The 15,483-nt window shown below is 60.4% G+C and carries 15 protein-coding genes; 9 read left to right on the top strand and 6 right to left on the bottom strand.

All coding sequences use genetic code 11. The features are described 5' to 3' along the window. Positions 1-115 precede the first annotated feature (115 nt). The 7 genes from FSO04_RS27700 (at position 116) to FSO04_RS27665 (ending at position 4,871) form a co-directional block, all read left to right on the top strand. Complete coding sequence (locus tag FSO04_RS27700; protein ID WP_168435869.1) at positions 116-529, top strand: antirestriction protein; 414 nt, start codon at positions 116-118, stop codon at positions 527-529. Positions 530-591: 62 nt separating this feature from the next. Further along, positions 592-1,425 (top strand): DUF932 domain-containing protein, encoded by an 834-nt coding sequence (locus FSO04_RS27695; RefSeq protein ID WP_154564512.1) that lies wholly within the window; start codon positions 592-594, stop codon positions 1,423-1,425. 51 nt (positions 1,426-1,476) lie between these two features. Next, entirely contained in the window at positions 1,477-1,776 is a 300-nt protein-coding gene (locus tag FSO04_RS27690) for a hypothetical protein (RefSeq protein ID WP_154564510.1), read from the top strand. A 46-nt stretch (positions 1,777-1,822) separates the two neighbouring features. Further along, positions 1,823-2,185, top strand: coding sequence for a single-stranded DNA-binding protein (locus FSO04_RS27685; protein ID WP_154564508.1), 363 nt, complete (start codon positions 1,823-1,825; stop codon positions 2,183-2,185). Positions 2,186-2,632: 447 nt separating this feature from the next. Beyond that, positions 2,633-2,878, top strand: coding sequence for a hypothetical protein (locus tag FSO04_RS27680; RefSeq protein ID WP_154564506.1), 246 nt, complete (start codon positions 2,633-2,635; stop codon positions 2,876-2,878). Between the two features lie 4 nt (positions 2,879-2,882). Further along, a complete protein-coding gene (locus FSO04_RS48805) occupies positions 2,883-3,926 on the top strand; it encodes a DUF7673 family protein (protein ID WP_414693472.1) in 1,044 nt (347 codons plus the stop codon). A gap of 489 nt (positions 3,927-4,415) precedes the next feature. Continuing rightward, on the top strand, positions 4,416-4,871 hold the full coding sequence (locus FSO04_RS27665) for a hypothetical protein (RefSeq protein WP_233465002.1): 456 nt from the start codon (positions 4,416-4,418) through the stop codon (positions 4,869-4,871). A 211-nt stretch (positions 4,872-5,082) separates the two neighbouring features. Here the strand turns inward: FSO04_RS27665 and FSO04_RS27660 are convergent, their stop codons facing one another. The 4 genes from FSO04_RS27660 to FSO04_RS27645 all read right to left on the bottom strand — a co-directional run bounded on the left by FSO04_RS27660 (position 5,083) and on the right by FSO04_RS27645 (position 7,951). After that, entirely contained in the window at positions 5,083-5,559 is a 477-nt protein-coding gene (locus FSO04_RS27660) for an RES family NAD+ phosphorylase (RefSeq protein WP_154564502.1), read from the bottom strand. Beyond that, positions 5,559-5,999, bottom strand: a complete 441-nt coding sequence (gene parS / locus FSO04_RS27655; RefSeq protein WP_007731380.1) for a type II RES/Xre toxin-antitoxin system antitoxin — start codon at positions 5,997-5,999, stop codon at positions 5,559-5,561. The genes FSO04_RS27660 and parS overlap by 1 nt, the downstream gene beginning before the upstream one ends. 190 nt (positions 6,000-6,189) lie before the next feature. Further along, complete coding sequence (locus tag FSO04_RS27650; protein ID WP_154564500.1) at positions 6,190-6,501, bottom strand: hypothetical protein; 312 nt, start codon at positions 6,499-6,501, stop codon at positions 6,190-6,192. Positions 6,502-6,553: 52 nt separating this feature from the next. After that, positions 6,554-7,951, bottom strand: a complete 1,398-nt coding sequence (locus FSO04_RS27645) for a replication initiation protein (protein WP_154564498.1) — start codon at positions 7,949-7,951, stop codon at positions 6,554-6,556. A 1,131-nt stretch (positions 7,952-9,082) separates the two neighbouring features. On the opposite strand from FSO04_RS27645, the gene FSO04_RS27640 reads away from it, so the two are divergent. Both FSO04_RS27640 and FSO04_RS27635 read left to right on the top strand, forming a co-directional pair. Then, on the top strand, positions 9,083-10,291 hold the full coding sequence (locus FSO04_RS27640; protein ID WP_154564496.1) for a ParA family protein: 1,209 nt from the start codon (positions 9,083-9,085) through the stop codon (positions 10,289-10,291). After that, on the top strand, positions 10,288-11,265 hold the full coding sequence (locus FSO04_RS27635; RefSeq protein ID WP_233465000.1) for a ParB/RepB/Spo0J family partition protein: 978 nt from the start codon (positions 10,288-10,290) through the stop codon (positions 11,263-11,265). Before FSO04_RS27640 ends, FSO04_RS27635 begins: the two co-directional genes overlap by 4 nt. A 665-nt stretch (positions 11,266-11,930) precedes the next feature. Here the strand turns inward: FSO04_RS27635 and FSO04_RS27630 are convergent. Further along, positions 11,931-13,859 (bottom strand): phage integrase family protein, encoded by a 1,929-nt coding sequence (locus FSO04_RS27630; protein ID WP_154564494.1) that lies wholly within the window; start codon positions 13,857-13,859, stop codon positions 11,931-11,933. After that, entirely contained in the window at positions 13,856-14,626 is a 771-nt protein-coding gene (locus FSO04_RS27625) for a hypothetical protein (protein WP_154564492.1), read from the bottom strand. The genes FSO04_RS27630 and FSO04_RS27625 overlap by 4 nt, the downstream gene beginning before the upstream one ends. Between the last annotated feature and the right edge of the window lie 857 nt (positions 14,627-15,483).

The raw sequence follows: 15,483 nt of genomic DNA, 5'->3' as shown, positions 1-15,483 counted from the left end.
GATTTATATTTATGATTGAAAAACAAGATCGTTAAAATCTTGATATAACGGTCAATACGACCTAATATAAAAGCGTGGCCCGGCATTCCGCTGCGGCCCATTTCCGGAGATAACCGTGATTGACAATGAAACCAGAATCTCGTCGGCAGTCGTCGTCGATGAGTTGCGTCTGAATTTCCTTCCTCACTACCTGGGCGCGCAATACCTTCGGGGCGAGGCATTGGTGTACGACTGGGCTGCCCGCCTTTCGAGTGCCTACAAGGGCGGTTCGTGGGACTTCTTCCAGTTGTCGAACAGCGGCTTCTATATGGCTCCAGCGAACTGCGGACGGGTGCATGTGCGGTGGCACATGAACGGCTACAGCGACACGATGGGCGCTGACGCGTTCGGCATCGTCGTCACGCTGTTTGCCCTGTGTCATCTGGCGGAAAAGTGCGGCGATGACAGGATCATTGACCACTACCACGCGCTGCGGGCCTACGCGGCGCAGCACGTAGAGGCCGCCAACATTCTGCGCGCCATCGACTGACGCATTGACCACTCACGGCTCCGGCCTGTGGGCTGGGGCTGATCCTGATATTGGGGAACAGCATGGACACCACTTACCTGACAAGCCGCTTCGGACGCAACGCAGTTGGCACACGTTCGGATCGCCCGCTGACGAATGACGAGATTGCAGAGGTTGCCCCGTCGATCTTCGCGCTGTCCGCGCACGAAAGCCGCTCGGAACGGTACACCTACATTCCAACCAGCGACGTACTAGACGGCCTGCGCAAGGAAGGTTTTCAGCCTTTCATGGCCTGTCAGACCCGCGTACGCGCCGACGACAAGCGCGCACACACGAAACATATGGTCCGCCTGCGCCACGCCGACCAGATCGCGGGCCGCGAAGCCAACGAAATCATCCTTCTGAACAGCCACGACGGCAGCAGCAGCTACCAGATGCTCGCCGGGATGTTCCGGTTTGTGTGCCAGAACGGTATGGTCTGCGGAGACACCATTGGTGATATCCGCGTGCCTCATAAGGGCGACGTGGTCGGCGAGGTGATCGAGGGAGCGTTCAAGGTGCTCGACAGCTTCGAGGCGGCGACCCAGCAGCGCGAGAAGATGGCTGGTCTCGCGTTGACCGACGGCGAACAGACCGCTTTCGCGCGGTCCGCGCTTACGCTGCGGTACGACGACGACAGGCCCGCGCCGATCACTGAACAGCAACTTCTGACACCGCATCGCATGGAGGATCGCGCACCAGACCTGTGGACAACATTCAATCGAGTGCAGGAGAAAATGATCAACGGCGGCCTGCGCGGTCGTAATGCGAATGGGCGGGCGACCACAACCCGCGCCGTGACCGGCATTGACCGGAACATCAGGCTTAACCGCGCCCTCTGGGTGCTCGCCGACGAACTGTGCCGCCTGCGCGGCTGACAGGTGCGCCCGGCCTTCGGGCCGGGCATGACCTCAACTATGGAAACCGACATGGATACCGCTCACATCCGCCCAACGTGGCTGTCCGCCCTCCTTCCGCTGCTGGCCGTCTATCAATACGGCGATCGTTCTCTGGTCCGCGCGGAACTGTTCCGCATGGCCTTGTCCGCCGATGCCGCAGCGCGCTCCGCCGAAGCACTCGACCGGATTGCCAACATGCTGGACCGCGACGGGCACCCAATCGACATGCACCGGGAAGAGTTGCGCGCGATAGCCCGCAACGCTCTCTCCGAGTTTCATCGTGTGCCACCCCGTGCCCCGCAGCCTGCCCTACCCGAGTCAGGATTTTGAACGAAAGTTGTCCTCTGTTTCATTCAAACTTTAAGGAGTACCAATCATGAACAAGCTTTTCTTTACTGGCCGTGTTGTCGCCGCCCCTGTGCTTGCGAATCACGGTGATTCGAAGGTGACGAAATTCACCCTGATTTCCAACGAGTACGCCGGTCGCGACGAAGGCAGCGGTGAAGCGAAAGAGCGTCAGGTGAAAATCCAGTTCACCGCCTTTGGTTCGCGTGGTGAGGCCATCGCCAGAAACGTTCTGAAGGGCGATCAACTGATCGTTGAGGCGAAGCTGTCGAACAACGATTTCACGGACGGTGAAGGCATCGAGCGTTACGGATATAACTTCACGGTCGATAACTTCGACTTCGGCGCGCCTGGCGAACTCAAGCGGGCGCAACTCGCGCGGCGTCAGGAATGATGCATGTCGGCCCCGGTTCATGCCGGGGCTGTTGACCAATACAGGAGTTGACGCTGAGACCCTGGGCTGCGGTGGTTCCTTCCGGCTCATGCCTGCCCGAAATAGCCTCAGCGACATGGGCGTCCCAGCCGTCCGGAAAGGGCACCCCCTTCCTGCCAAACCTTGAGCCCGGATAACCGCAGGCGTCACGCGCGCGCCGACGCGCCCGGATCGAGGCGCACGGGGACCCGCGCCAGTAGGCGTGGGGAGAGCGCCGGCGCGGCGCATTAGCGCCGGGACGATCCGGTACAGCGCAAGCGAACCGCGGCCGGGGTCGTCAAGCAGCCGGAGGCTGCGTGTTTCCTCCGCGGCGAAGCCGTGGGGGCTGGATCCTGGATCGGCTTGCGGCCCGCTGAGGCCAGCGCTGTCGTACGATCCCTTATACGGATTGAATCAACAGGACCTGACATGGAAGGCAGAACGATCTACGCTCGCGCCGACGAACTGAAACGTCTCAAGGCACACATGGTTGTGACCTGGCGCGAACGGCAGCAAGGAACTGGCGTTGGGTACAGTAGCGAATATTTCCGCGGGATGGTTTCCGGGCTTGCATTGGCCGATGCCCTCGATGCAACAGTGTCGTTCAGCATCGCCGCTTTTATTACCGAACGCGGGTACGAGGCCGAAGCCTCCTACTTCGGACCATCAAGGTAACACCATGAACATTCCGCCCCGCCCGAAAACGCACCGGATTACCAGCGACGTGCCCGAGCACCTCCTCGAGGCGTTCCGGAACACCATCACGGAGTCTTTTGCGAACGCGCACGGCGGCCAGACGCCAGCGCAGCGCGCAGCGGAGATCCGCGTTGGCGATCGTGACCGCGGCCTCGATTCGCTCCTGCAGCTCGTTGACGTGGCCGAAGGCGCCACCGAACAGGCGGAGACCGTCGCCGAATTTCTCGCGGGCCTGTACAACGGCACCGATTACCGTTTCGACCTCACGGCGCTGCGGGCGTTAGACGACGATCTGTTCGAGCACTGTCTCGCCGTGCTGCGACTCGACCACCGCCCGACTGTTGAAGTGCACGGCTATTTTCCTGGCGGTGAGCAGCGCTGGCAGCAGATAATCACGCGCTGGAATCTGGACAAACGCCCCGCGCCGGAGCCGGCGCCGGTTCATGGCGAACGCTATCAGGCCCGCTCCGTGACGAATCAGGAAGCACCAGGTTATTGCGATATGACGCTCGCGGTGGCGATTGACGGGGACTCTGCACGCCAGCTGCCGATCGAACTACACTTTTCAGCTGGCGACTCGGAGCGTATAGCCGCGATCTTATCGACCTGCATCGCGGGGCGTGGCGGCCGCGTGAGTGGCACGAAGGGCCACACTCGACATGAAGGAAGGCGAGCTCCCGCCGCAGTGGCTTTAGATTCCGGGCGCACGCCTTATGCGCCAGTAGTTGAGACGAACGTAAGAGTACCAGGGGAAAAGCATATGGCAGTTGATACAACCACGACAATCCGACGCGAATGCTTGCAGCCCGCGATCTATTGGGCCAAACCGACCGGGGCTGAAATCCAGGAGGTAGTCCGGCTGGCCGGTTTTACCGGACGTAGTGCAGCGGAATTTCTGGACCTCGCTGACAAGAGCGGGCGGCAGATACGTCGTTGGATCAGCGGCGAAAATGAAATCCCCTATTCCGCATGGGCGCTACTCTGCCATGCCGCCGGATTTGGCCACATCTGGGAGACAGAAAAATAGCCTCGATACGCTGATGATTCGCAATCCTGCGGTTCCCGTATCACGCCGGGGTCGCGACTGATCGGGGTGCCCCTTCTAGATTCGGACATTTACGTACGTGAGGCTGGGGCCGTCCCAGTATGTCCGAATCTTCAGATGCCCTCTTCCCTGACGGCCTCCCCGAGTGTGTCACGTAACAAAACGAAAAAAGATAAAGCGATGTCATGTCGGGCTGCAATCGGCTTTGCGCCGTGATCGATCCTCTCCGAGGAACGACACCCGGGCTGGGACCCGACACCTGCAACCATCTGCCCGGATGAATACATGCCGTGCAAGGCAGCTTGTGCACATTTACGTTACGCGTAACGGGATGCCACATTTATCGTTATGAATAACGTAAAATAGATGTGGTCAACCGCACCAGGATGGATCATGCCTTCACCGGCAAACGACAAGGTAACCGGCACCACTGAAAAGCGTGGCCGTGGCCGGCCACGGAAGCCGGATGCGATGTCGAACGCCGAGCGTCAGGCAGCGTGGCGAGCCCGACATGGCGCGCGCACAAAATCCGTTACTGTAACGAAAAATATCCCTCCGCCTGCCGACGCCCATAACGCCCTGATGCGGGAGTGCGAGCAGCTGCGTGGTGAACTGGTACAGGCGCGGCGCGAGCTTGAGACTGTGTCACGGGCGAAGCCGTCCGCCCGGGCCCCTTCCGATGCGGCGGCGGTCCTCGGACGGCTTCCGCGTCAGGAAGACGCCGATTCTGGCGAGCGGCGTCTGAACCTGACGATGACTGGCACCCAGTTTTTCGCGCTGGAGCGGCTGGGCGCGCACTTCGGCCTGTCCCGGCGCGCGGTGATCGAGCGCCTGATCGACTGGGCCGACGACACGTTTTCGAGGTCACTTTACGACGACGAAGCCGCATTTAACCGTTACATCGACCGTGACCGTAACGAAAAATAACCTCCCACTGACTGGATCGGCACGAGTCAGTTCAAGATCCTGCAGGACCGGTTCCGTCAGTGGTCCCTGACTGGCTACGTCCCTGAACGCATGATGTAACCGGTTTTGACAACACACAGGCACCTTGAATGGCGGCATCCAGCGAAGCATGACCGGCGGATTGGTTGATCACACGCTATCGTCCGCTTGCCAACGCCACACGAGGTGCTCGTCACGATCCCTTTGCAGCCGCGCGCCGCAATAACCGAGGGTCGGTCAACCACTCATCATGCGTTCCAACCAGGACGAGCGCAAAGTCCGGATGATTGGGATTGAGCAAATAATTGGATTCCGCAGGAACGACCGCACTGGGAACAGCCAGCACGGCGCTGGTTCGCTTCCGCTCCCACGCCGATCCTAGTTGCTGCAGTTCGGCCCGCGCTGAAGTGTCCCGCCAGTCGCGAGGCAAACTGGCGGGATCGATACGTTCGACGATTTTCTCCGGGATACTGACCGGGATCATCACATAGCGGGCGCGCAGCGGTGAATCCTGGACCAACATCTCGAGCAGAGCGAGCGATTGCGTCTGCGCCGTATACACCATCGCGACGCCTTTGGGGTTCCACCGGCCACCGTACAATCGCGCTCCTTCCCCAGAAAAAGCGGTATCCGCATATCGTTCAGTCACTACCCGCCATGCCGTGAACATCACGCAAACACGCCATGCTCGATGCGTCCCAGCGTATCCATCACGCTATCGGTGCCAATGTCGGTATCGACAAGACTCAGTGGCGTGGCGTCTTCCAGGGCAGCAACCGGCATCTTAAGCCAGGCGAGTGCCAGGTCGAGATCATCAAACACCTCGGCAGCGCGCGCGGCGACACGCGCGAGTCGCAGCAGCTTGGCTGACTCCTCACGGCTCAACACCCCTTCCCGCTTGCGACGCGCCAAGGTACGCTCCGGGATATCGAGCGCCTGCGCCAGTTCTGCTTGCGAAAGTCCGATAGATTTGAGCATCGCGTCCAGCGCCCGCGACGAAATGCCGTGGCGGACGACCTCCACCCATTCAAGGCCGGATCGGGGAGAACGCGGAAATACCGACCGGCCTCCCAGTAATGAATCGGCTGATACCTTCTCGATGACGTTCACGGTTTCACCTCCTGCCATTTGGCATTTATTTTATACCAAAATGGCGGAGACGGTAGTTGCTGCCAGGGCATCGCCGGTCCGGGCCGGACTGCTGGTTACTTTCAGCGAATGATCGCCCCCAAACCCCCTTTGGGGGAGATCGACGACCCGCGCAGGCGGGAGTGTGCAAAAGTTGGGGAGGCCGATTTCGTCAGGCCGCCTTGGCGTGCGGCATGGTTGCACGGTCTGTTCTGTTCGTTGGTCGGTGCCGGCCAGGCGATGCTGCGCCGATGCATTTGCCGTGACGCGGGGCGGCTATCTCGAGCGCCGAGATGCGGTGGGGCGAGAATTTCCCGTTCAAAACCGCGACCCTGACCTGCGCCATGCAGTGCGCCCCTTCGTCAGTCCAGCGCATCTTTCGCTTCTTGGCCATGCGGTGGCTGATGACCTGATTCATCGCGGACTCGGCGATGCTGCTGCTGATCGGCAGGCCCTTGCGATGCCGGGCGCTGTAGTTGACCAACGTGTGCGCGTTTTTCCTCAGGTTGGCAACGCTCCCGTTAGTTTTCTGCCGGTCAGGCGCGCGCTCGGGCTGCCTTGGGTTTGTTGCGCAGGTACACGAAATGGTAGAAGGCAAAGGAAAGGTCCGCGTGGTTGAGGACATCTGCTTCGCCGATGGTGGCTATGTCGAACTTGAGACGTTTGATGGCCAGCTTGCCAGAAGGAGACGCTATGTACGCGCGCATGAAGTCTTTCTTTGCCCGCGCGTCGGCGTGGTCGAAAGCTTCGCGACCAGCGCGAACCTCGTCGGCCAATCGCAGCTTGGCTTCTTCCTCACGAGCGGCACTGTTCGCTTCAACCGCGATTCTCGTGGAGGCTCTGGCAGTCACCTCAGCCTGCTCTTCCGTAGCTTTCTGGGCCAGTACCGTTTTCATCCGGCGCTCAGCCTCTGAAAGCTTGTAGCCCTCAGTGATGGCCTTCATCAGATAGCCCGCAGGACTCTTTGTCACCTTCGCGTCATCAATCTTTGCGCGGGTGTATTCGATTGCATCAAGGATGCGTTCATCGGACCAGATGGCGCGGTTCTGCGAGATGACACTGAACTGCTTTTCGGTGAAGGCGAATTCGTTTTTCAACGTGGTGTAGGTTTCCTTCAACCCAATCAAGCTCGCGCGGACGGTGTCGGCCCCTTCTTTCCTGGAAAGCCTGAAACGTATCCGGTCAATCTTCTTGGACTTCGGGCTTTCGGTGCGCGTCTCGTAGCTGAGCTCGATGTCAGAGACTTCGTTGATTTGCTTTACCGCAGGCTCGAGACTGTCCCGCTTGAAATACTTGAAGACTGTTGCGCTGGAGCCCGCTTTGCCGGGCCAGTTTCGGATCACATCGAGTTCAAACCAATCCGTGATGCCGTCCGTCACGTACGCAATGACGTGGTCATAGATTGCACGTGCGTAAGTGAGGGTGAAGGCCGACGTGATGCGAAGGCTCAACCAGTGCGACTTTTCTGGGTCCTTGATGTGGCGGATGAGCGGTTGCGGGACTTCAAACGTTATGCGTCCCTTGTCGATACCGACAATGCCGAGCAGTTGCACGGATACCCATTTTTCGTTTTCAGGTGAGGTGCTACCGTGCGGCGCCGCGGAAACCTGGATGAGTGCCTTCTGTGCTTCGGATACGACTGTTCTCAGATGCTTATAGTTGTAGCTGTCATAACGCATGAGCCACCTGAAGTAGCTCAGCTCGACGTCGTAATATTTCGGAGTGGTCGGCTCCTGCGCCACAATGAAGTGCGCTGCATCGAGCAGGCGACGCGCCGTGACTCCGACGTCGGTGACATCAACGAAAACGTTGTTCCGCTGATAGCCGATTTCCTTGGTTGATTTATGGATCGGCGTGTCGGACGCCAGCATCTCCTCAAACAGTTCGAGCGACATCTGCCGCGATGTTGCGCTTGTCGATACGGCGGTTGACATCGTGGCCCTCTCTTCTTAGTTGTTAGCCGCGGAAACTCTAGCACGCGTAGGTGAGATGTCAAAACAAAAAGGCTCACCATGAAAATACTGTTTCAACAAATCGGCTCACCCACCCTCGCAACTTGATTGATCAAGAACAGAACCTCCATGGCGTCGGTAAGTTGCTCTGTCTGGGAGGCTCGAGTTGTTTGTTTTGTGTTTTTTAAAGTCTTAGAAAAAACAAACTTACCAACTTACAGGGCCTATCAAACTCGAACAAATACAACGAATTAGCCCTACAAAGGTGAGTGATTTTGTTTAAAAGGTGAGGCCTTTTGTAGGCAAAGGTGGATGAAATTCCTCTATGAAAGTGAAGTGTTTACCCGTTCAGGGTGAGATCTTCTCCTGCGGGCGGGACGATGGTGAGATGAATTGTTGAAGATCGTCTGATCTGCCGACAAAGCCTGATGTTGCGGGGGCTCCTGCGACCTAACCCGCGACGGTGGTGAGGCTTTTTGTTGGCGACGGTGAACAAATTTGTATTGGCCAGCGCTATCTACGGCGAAACGAGGAGAAGGAAAAAAGCGTTATGGCCTCGCTAGTTAGGGAGTATCCAGGCAGAACCCGACTTTGCCGGCGCGATGGTGAGGAGAATTGTGGCGGGTGCCGAGTTGCACTCCCGTGATCGCATGGTGAGAAGTTTTGTTGGATCGCTGTCGACGCTGCTCACTCATGGTGAGCGGGCTTGGGAGGGCGGACCGACAAAGCGAGCGATGATGGTGAGGAATATTGTGGGGCGCCCGGTTTTGCGCAGTGATTCTCTGCAAGACGGATCGCGCCCGTTTCAAATTGAACCCGCTCGCCTCTTCTCGGTATGTATTCAACAAAACTTCTCACCCACCTTCGTGACCGAGCCGTCACTAATCCAACAATTTCCCTCACCATGACCTTTCAAAATTCATTCGGAAAAACATGTGTAGAACGCCTAACGGGGCCGGCGTTATTCCATATTATGAAATTAGCACGCGTTTTTGGTTGCGGAATAGCCACTTAACGTCGGTTTCTAGGAAACGGGGCTAAGTCACGGGCACATTTTTGTATTTTTCTAGTATTCTACGCTTCGTATCGATTTCGGGCTAAACCTTAAAAACCATGTCCAAAGCAGAATTCCCGGCAATTACGCGAAGAGTGACCTTGGGTGAACTTGCGGGTTTCGCGGAGACGCTCAACACGCTCACGGAAGACTTGCGTAATAGTATCCTCACGCCGAAACCGCGAAAATCGGCTCCGTCATTTACTACGGCGGAAGTCGCCGAACTTTGCGGAATGGACCGTACGAAGATTCATTACCAGGCCACAAGGGAAGGAAGCACGCTGCCTGCGGGTGAGGCATCGGGTACTGGTCGTAGCCGCCATTTCACACTGGCCGAGGCGCGGACGTATGTGCAGCAGCTATCCGAAATATATCAGTCGCCGCTAGTCACCGGGTCGCGCGGTGCGGACGGGAAGGTCATCCTCGTCGCCAACTTCAAAGGCGGTTCGACCAAAACGACGACATCAATGTGTCTCGCGCAAGGATTGTCGCTCCGCGGTCGGCGAGTGCTCGCCATCGACTTGGACCCGCAGGCATCACTTTCCGAGCTTTGCGGCCTGTATGCAGAGAAGGAGGTTGATGAAGATTCAACTGTTTTGCCGTTCATCTATGACCAGACGATCGAAGGCGGACTGTCATCATTCATCAAGCAGACCTACTGGGACGGTCTGGACGTCATCGCAGCCCACCCCTCCTTGTTCAGCGCGGAGTTCTACATCCCGTCGATGCTCAAGGCTAAGCCCAGTTTTCAATTCTGGGCAATCCTCCGGGAAGGTCTCGCGTCGCTACGCAGCCAGTACGACTACATCATCCTCGATACGGCGCCTTCATTGTCCTACCTGACGCTCAATGCGTTGATGGCTGCGGATTCGATGGTCATGCCGCTGGTTCCGGAAAGTCTCGACTTCATCAGTTCTGTGTCGTTCTGGGGGCTGTTCTCCGACATCGCGAGTAACTTCATGGAGAGGGAGGCCAACAAGGCGTACGACTTCATTTCGATCATCCTTTCAAAGGTCGATAACAGCCCTACTTCGTCGGCTTCTGTGGTTCGTCCATGGACACAACGGGCCTATGGCGACTGGCTTACGACAACCGAAATTCCGGCAAGCTCGGCAATGAGTAGCGGCGCGCTTGCATTGTCGACGGTGTTTGACCTGAGCAAGAAGGACGCGAGTTCGAAAACTGTCGAGCGGGTTCGTCAGCCGCTCAGGGAATACTGCAAGTGGATTGACGATATGTATGTCGAACAGTGGAGACTCGGCAAATGAATATCCGTGCTCGAATGGCCGAGCAGACTGCCAATCTGCGCGCTGCTTCAGATATCCCGAAAGACGAAGTTACAGCCTCTAGACAAACGAACGATAAGCCGAAGACCGGGCCGGGGATGGCTGCTGCCCTGGCTGCGGCCAATATCAAAATTCAGGAACTGGAAACGCGCGGCGCGCAATCAGTGCTGCCCGTGTCAGAGATAGTGCCGAACCCTTGGCAGCCCCGGAGGGTCTTCAACGAGGCGAAGTTAGCTGAACTCGCGGAGTCGATTCGCGAGGTTGGGCTGTTACAACCGATCGTCGTTCGTCGAGCGGAGTCTGCCTATCAGATCGTTGCTGGCGAGCGGCGTTGGCGCGCACACAAACTGGTCGGATCTGAGGAGATCAAAGTCCTCGTCGTTGATTGTACGGACCAGGATATGGCGGTGCTGGCGCTGGTGGAAAACATCGGCCGGGATGACCTGGCCGACTATGAGATTTCCATCTCCATTCGCCGCACCGAAAAGGAATTTCCAAATCGCACGCGTTTGGCCGAAGCTGTCGGCATGAGTCGGCGCGGGCTGTATAGATACCTTGCATTCGACAGCCTACCCGCGTTCATCACCAGCGACCTCGATATCAATCCGACGCTTATTGGTGGCAATGCCGCCGATGCGATTGCGAACGTGATCAAGAAGCATGGTGAGAAAGCGGTGGCCGCTGCCCTCGAACTTTGGCCGGACGTCGTATCGGGAAACCTAGACCAAGGTAAGTACGCGCCGGCGATTGCTGCCCTGGTCGGTCGTCGCGCATCTAGCAAGACGGCTCGCGAGCGCTCAATTGAAAAATTTTTTGCGGGGAAAAATCACGCAGGCAGCATTACCAAGGACGTGAACAGCTTCACCGTAAAAATCAAAACGGGTGTCCTGTCAGATGCACAGGAGACCCGGATCCGCCAGGTCATAAGCGAGTTGTTTAACGGCGACCCCTCTTGAGTGGAGGCATTGCCATTAGGTGTGGAGCCCGCCTCCGGTGCGGGCTTTTTTTCGGCTGCAAGATTCAGGGTGCTTATACAACTGCCGGCGCACGCGATGCCGATGTGCGCTCACCCGCGTGGTTCCTCGGTGGCAGGCGCGGTTCGCCGTCCACCGGAGGCGCAGGGTGACGAACGGAAGTGTGCTACTAGGCACACTTTTTGGACGAGCCCCGCTTCCGAGGCGACTCACCCGAGTCGAATGAATAGCCGTGAAATCCTTGGGGCCGTACGGCTGGAGTTAGCCCACCCCCGACGGCGCCTCCTTAGCGGCGGGGCGTAGGAAGAGTGTGCTACTAGGCACACTCGCCGGAGGAGGCCCTGCTTGCGAGGGGCCCCGAGTCATGTACCGCGGCGAAAATGCTCCGCGGCCGCATGCCATGGGTGGAGTGTCGCGATCCGAACGCTATTCGGAACGGATTATGGCTGCTACCGCGAGTGCCGATTGGACGTGGCAGCACAGGCCACTTGGGGCCGCATATGGGGCCGAGATGTGCCGACAACTGCCCCAGAAGTGTCCACGGATCCGCTGGTCAGCTACGCCCCGCCTCGGACCTTACGACAGCGCACGCGGCCAGTCATGTAGATTTCTCAAAGTTCGAGCCTGCTGGCCAGAATTCGGCCGGATCAGACTGGCGACGCGGCGGCAGCATCCTCCAGCGCCGCATCAAAAAACCGTTCCACCGCGCGGTACTGCCGGGCCGCGTCGCCTTTGGTGTAAAGGGTCGTCGTGCCGAGACTGGCGTGGCCCAGGCCCGTCTGCACGTCCCGCAGGTCACTGCCGGCGTCGAGCGCGTGATTCGCATGCGTGTGGCGCAGCCAGTGTGTGCTGGCCCGTTTCAGATCCGCCGCGGCACCGGGGTATGTGGACGCGAGTGCGTCCGCGGCCCGCTTGAAGATGGCTTTGTACAGCCGGGCCAGCGCATCGGGCGACAGGGGCTTGCCGGTTTTCAGGTGAGCGATCAGCGGCGTGCCGGCGGGCGCGGTCTCGAACGTGCAGGCCGTCGGCCGCAGCAGCAGCGACGCCGCGAGCGCCTCCATCAGCCGGTGCGGCATCGGCACCTGCCGCTCCCGCCGGCCCTTGCCCATAACCCGCAGGGTCCAGGCGTCCTCGAGGGCCGCATCCAGTGCCTTGCGCGATAGCGCGCCGGTGGTGGCGGTGGCCAGCTCGGCCCGGCGCAGGCCCGTCGCATACGCCAGCAGCAGCGCGAAATAGTCGCGCTGGTCGGCGGGCGAGCCGCCGGGCAGGTTCAGCGGCCGGCTGACGGTCTGCAGCACAAACCGCCACTGGGCGTGCGTGAGCGTGCGCCCGGTCACGTCGACCAGCGGCTTCGCACTGTCCACCTTCTGCAGCCCGTGAAACGGGTTGACCAGCAGGTACTGTTCCTCAACCAGCCAGCTGCACAGGGCCGACAGGATCTTGCGGGCAGTCTCCCGGCTTGCCGGCGGCAGTTTCTTCGCGAACGGCCGCCAGGCCGGGTCGAACCGCTCGGCCTTGCCGTTGCCGATCCACCGCTCGGCCGGCTGCGGGTCGGCCAGAAAGCCGTTGATGTACTCGCGGCAGTCCAGCGTGTTGAGCGACGACAGCGGTTTGCGCCGCACGATGATCGCCCACAGCAGCAGCCGCTCGGCTTCGCGCCGGTAGGCGCGGGCGGTGTGCGCGCTGCGCTCGCCGCGGATCGCGATCCACGCGTTGACGGCGTCCAGGTCGGTGGCGAGTTCCGCCTGGTGGGCGGGCACGGGCGCCCGGTTCAGGCCCTGCGATCCATCCAGTTCGGGCGGCACGCGCAGCGACTCCAGTGGCGCCACGTCAGCGCTGACGGCCGGTCGCGTGAGCACCGGATGGCCCACCGCGAACTGCCTGCGCGGCGTGGTCGCAAGCGGGGAGAGGATGCAGTGCAGCGAACGCGCGTGCAGATCCAGCCAGTCGGTGATGCGCTGCGCGCCCTTCGGACCGAGCCGGGGCACGGCGGTGTACCAGCGCTGCCGGCGGCGCTGGATCAGCGCGAGCAGGTCGGCGAGGGTGGTCAGCCCCGCAGCGGCGAGGCGCGCCGCGACCGCCGGCTCGAACCAGCCGTCGAGCGGGTGCTCTGGCGCAGGGTCTTGAACCAGCGCGCGTTCCATGCGCTCGAGCGCTGCGGCCTGGCGGGCGCGCAGCCGCGCATTGCGGGCGATTTTCCGGTCAAGGGTGGGCGAAGGCGGCGGCGGAAAATCCCCCCGGTAGAGCTCGATGAGCTCCGCTTCGCCGTAGACCCCGTCCGGATCGACCTGCGCGCGGTAGTCCTCGAGCGTCGGCACGTCGTCGCGGCCGTGCAGTTCAACGAGGGGGATGCTGCCGGGCTTCAGGCGCAGCAGGTGGGCCGCCTCGATGTCGCGCGCGCGACGGGCCGCCACGGCCAGCGCGTCTCGCATCGTGGTGATGAGCCGGCGCGTGAGGCGCACGTCACTGCCCGCCTCACCGTAGGCCGAGTGCAGCCCCTCGATCGCGGCGCCTTCCAACCAGCCGCGATACAGCGCGAAGTGCTGACGCGTGAGCCGGCGCGCAGCGGGCTTCATGCCGGCTCCGCTGGCTGTGCCGCCGCGAGCGGGCGACCGGCCGGCCGCGGCATCGTGGCAAGCAGGCGGTCCATGAACGGCGGCAGCACGCGACACAGGCCGATCCGCTCATTCATCTCGACGCGATATGCGTCCAGTTTCGCGGGATCGAAGTGGCCGCCGACGTAGACCATCCCGGGCACGTCGAGCGCGACCCGGCTCGCGATCGTCAGCGTGCCGCAGTGGCTGAACGTGTTGTAGTGATTCCTGGCGTGACGCAGACGTGCGACCCCGTCGCCGTTCAGCTTCAGTGTGGCGGCGTTCCAGTCCAGCTGCGTGACTGCGAGGTGTCCCTGTGTCCGGCTGTCGCCGCTCCAGACCTTCTCCCAATAGCGCGCCCGGACGGGCGTTTGTTTCTTCTTCATTTCGACCACCAGCAGTTCGTCCGTCGAGCAGAGCATGGACATGGCGATGCCTTCGACCGCTTGACGCATGACATTGCCTGCGGCAGGCGCCTTGCCGGACAGCATGAGTTTGGTAGAGATCACGAGGTCGTCCAGCACGCCGAACGCGAAGCCGGCGACGAGCGCACTGCGTTGCGTCTGAAGCCGGTTGGCCGCCTCGTTGATCGCGGGCAGCAGGCGAAAGCAGGCGGCCAGGACCTCGGCAAGCTCGTTCAGCTCGCCGTCGAGGTGCCGCGCGAATTCGTCTTTGACGGCACGGTCGTCGTCGAGCAGTTCGCGCCTGACGGCGTCGGGCTGCGTCAGGTCGATTTCGGGCTGCGTCATCGGGCGGTCTCCGGGTTAAGTCGCTGTCCAGAAAAAACAGGTTCCGGCAAAGCCTTGCCGGGCGGGCCTTCCAGCGAAGTATGGCGGAGCACGCAAAATCTGCCAAGCAAATTCGCCACTCGTGATAACTCCAGTTATCAGATGTAGCGATTTTGCTGCATAGCGCGTTCCGGTCGTCGCCGGCGACCCGGGATCTTGCAGGCAAGAGCAGGCAGGGCGCTGGCGTCGGCCAGCGCGGGGTTCGCCTCGGGTTTGTCTGTGAGCCGTGCGATGCGGTTGCGGACCAGCGACCGCCTCAGCCTGCTGACCAGTTGTTTCGACGACTGTGACCCATCAGAGAATCTGGGGCGTGAACAGGGTGACTGGTTCGGCAGGCGCCACCGCCGGCTTGATGGATCCGAATCCAGAAGAAATTGCGCTGCTTATATGGGCCAAGGCAAGAATGTTAGATTGGTAGCGCAGCGTCATCAGCAGTCGTCGCCCGGCTGCTGTCGTCGTCAACTCAGCTCTCTAACACTTTCTTGACGCGATGGCGAGCGTAGTCGACCGGACAACTTCGGACGCTTGAAGGTTAGGGCTGTCGACGCTGGTGCTGAACGGCTCCCGCTTGTATTTCGCTTCACTGAGGGCCGTTCATCGAAGCGGAATTAACACACCATATCCGGACTATCCCCGAGGCATCCTACGTCCGCGCCGCGGCGGACGGCCTCATCGCCAGACAAACCAATCGTTCGGCGCCGCCGCGCAACGAAGTCGCGGCCTACATCCACAGAGTCAACCGTTTGCTCGAGCAACCGACAGTCAAACTATGGGCTCGCGGCCTCTCGACGGTAAAACATCAGGCGGCCCATTGAAAA

Source organism: Paraburkholderia madseniana (assembly GCF_009690905.1).
GTDB lineage: Bacteria > Pseudomonadota > Gammaproteobacteria > Burkholderiales > Burkholderiaceae > Paraburkholderia > Paraburkholderia madseniana.
This window is presented reverse-complemented; position numbering and strand designations above follow the sequence as displayed.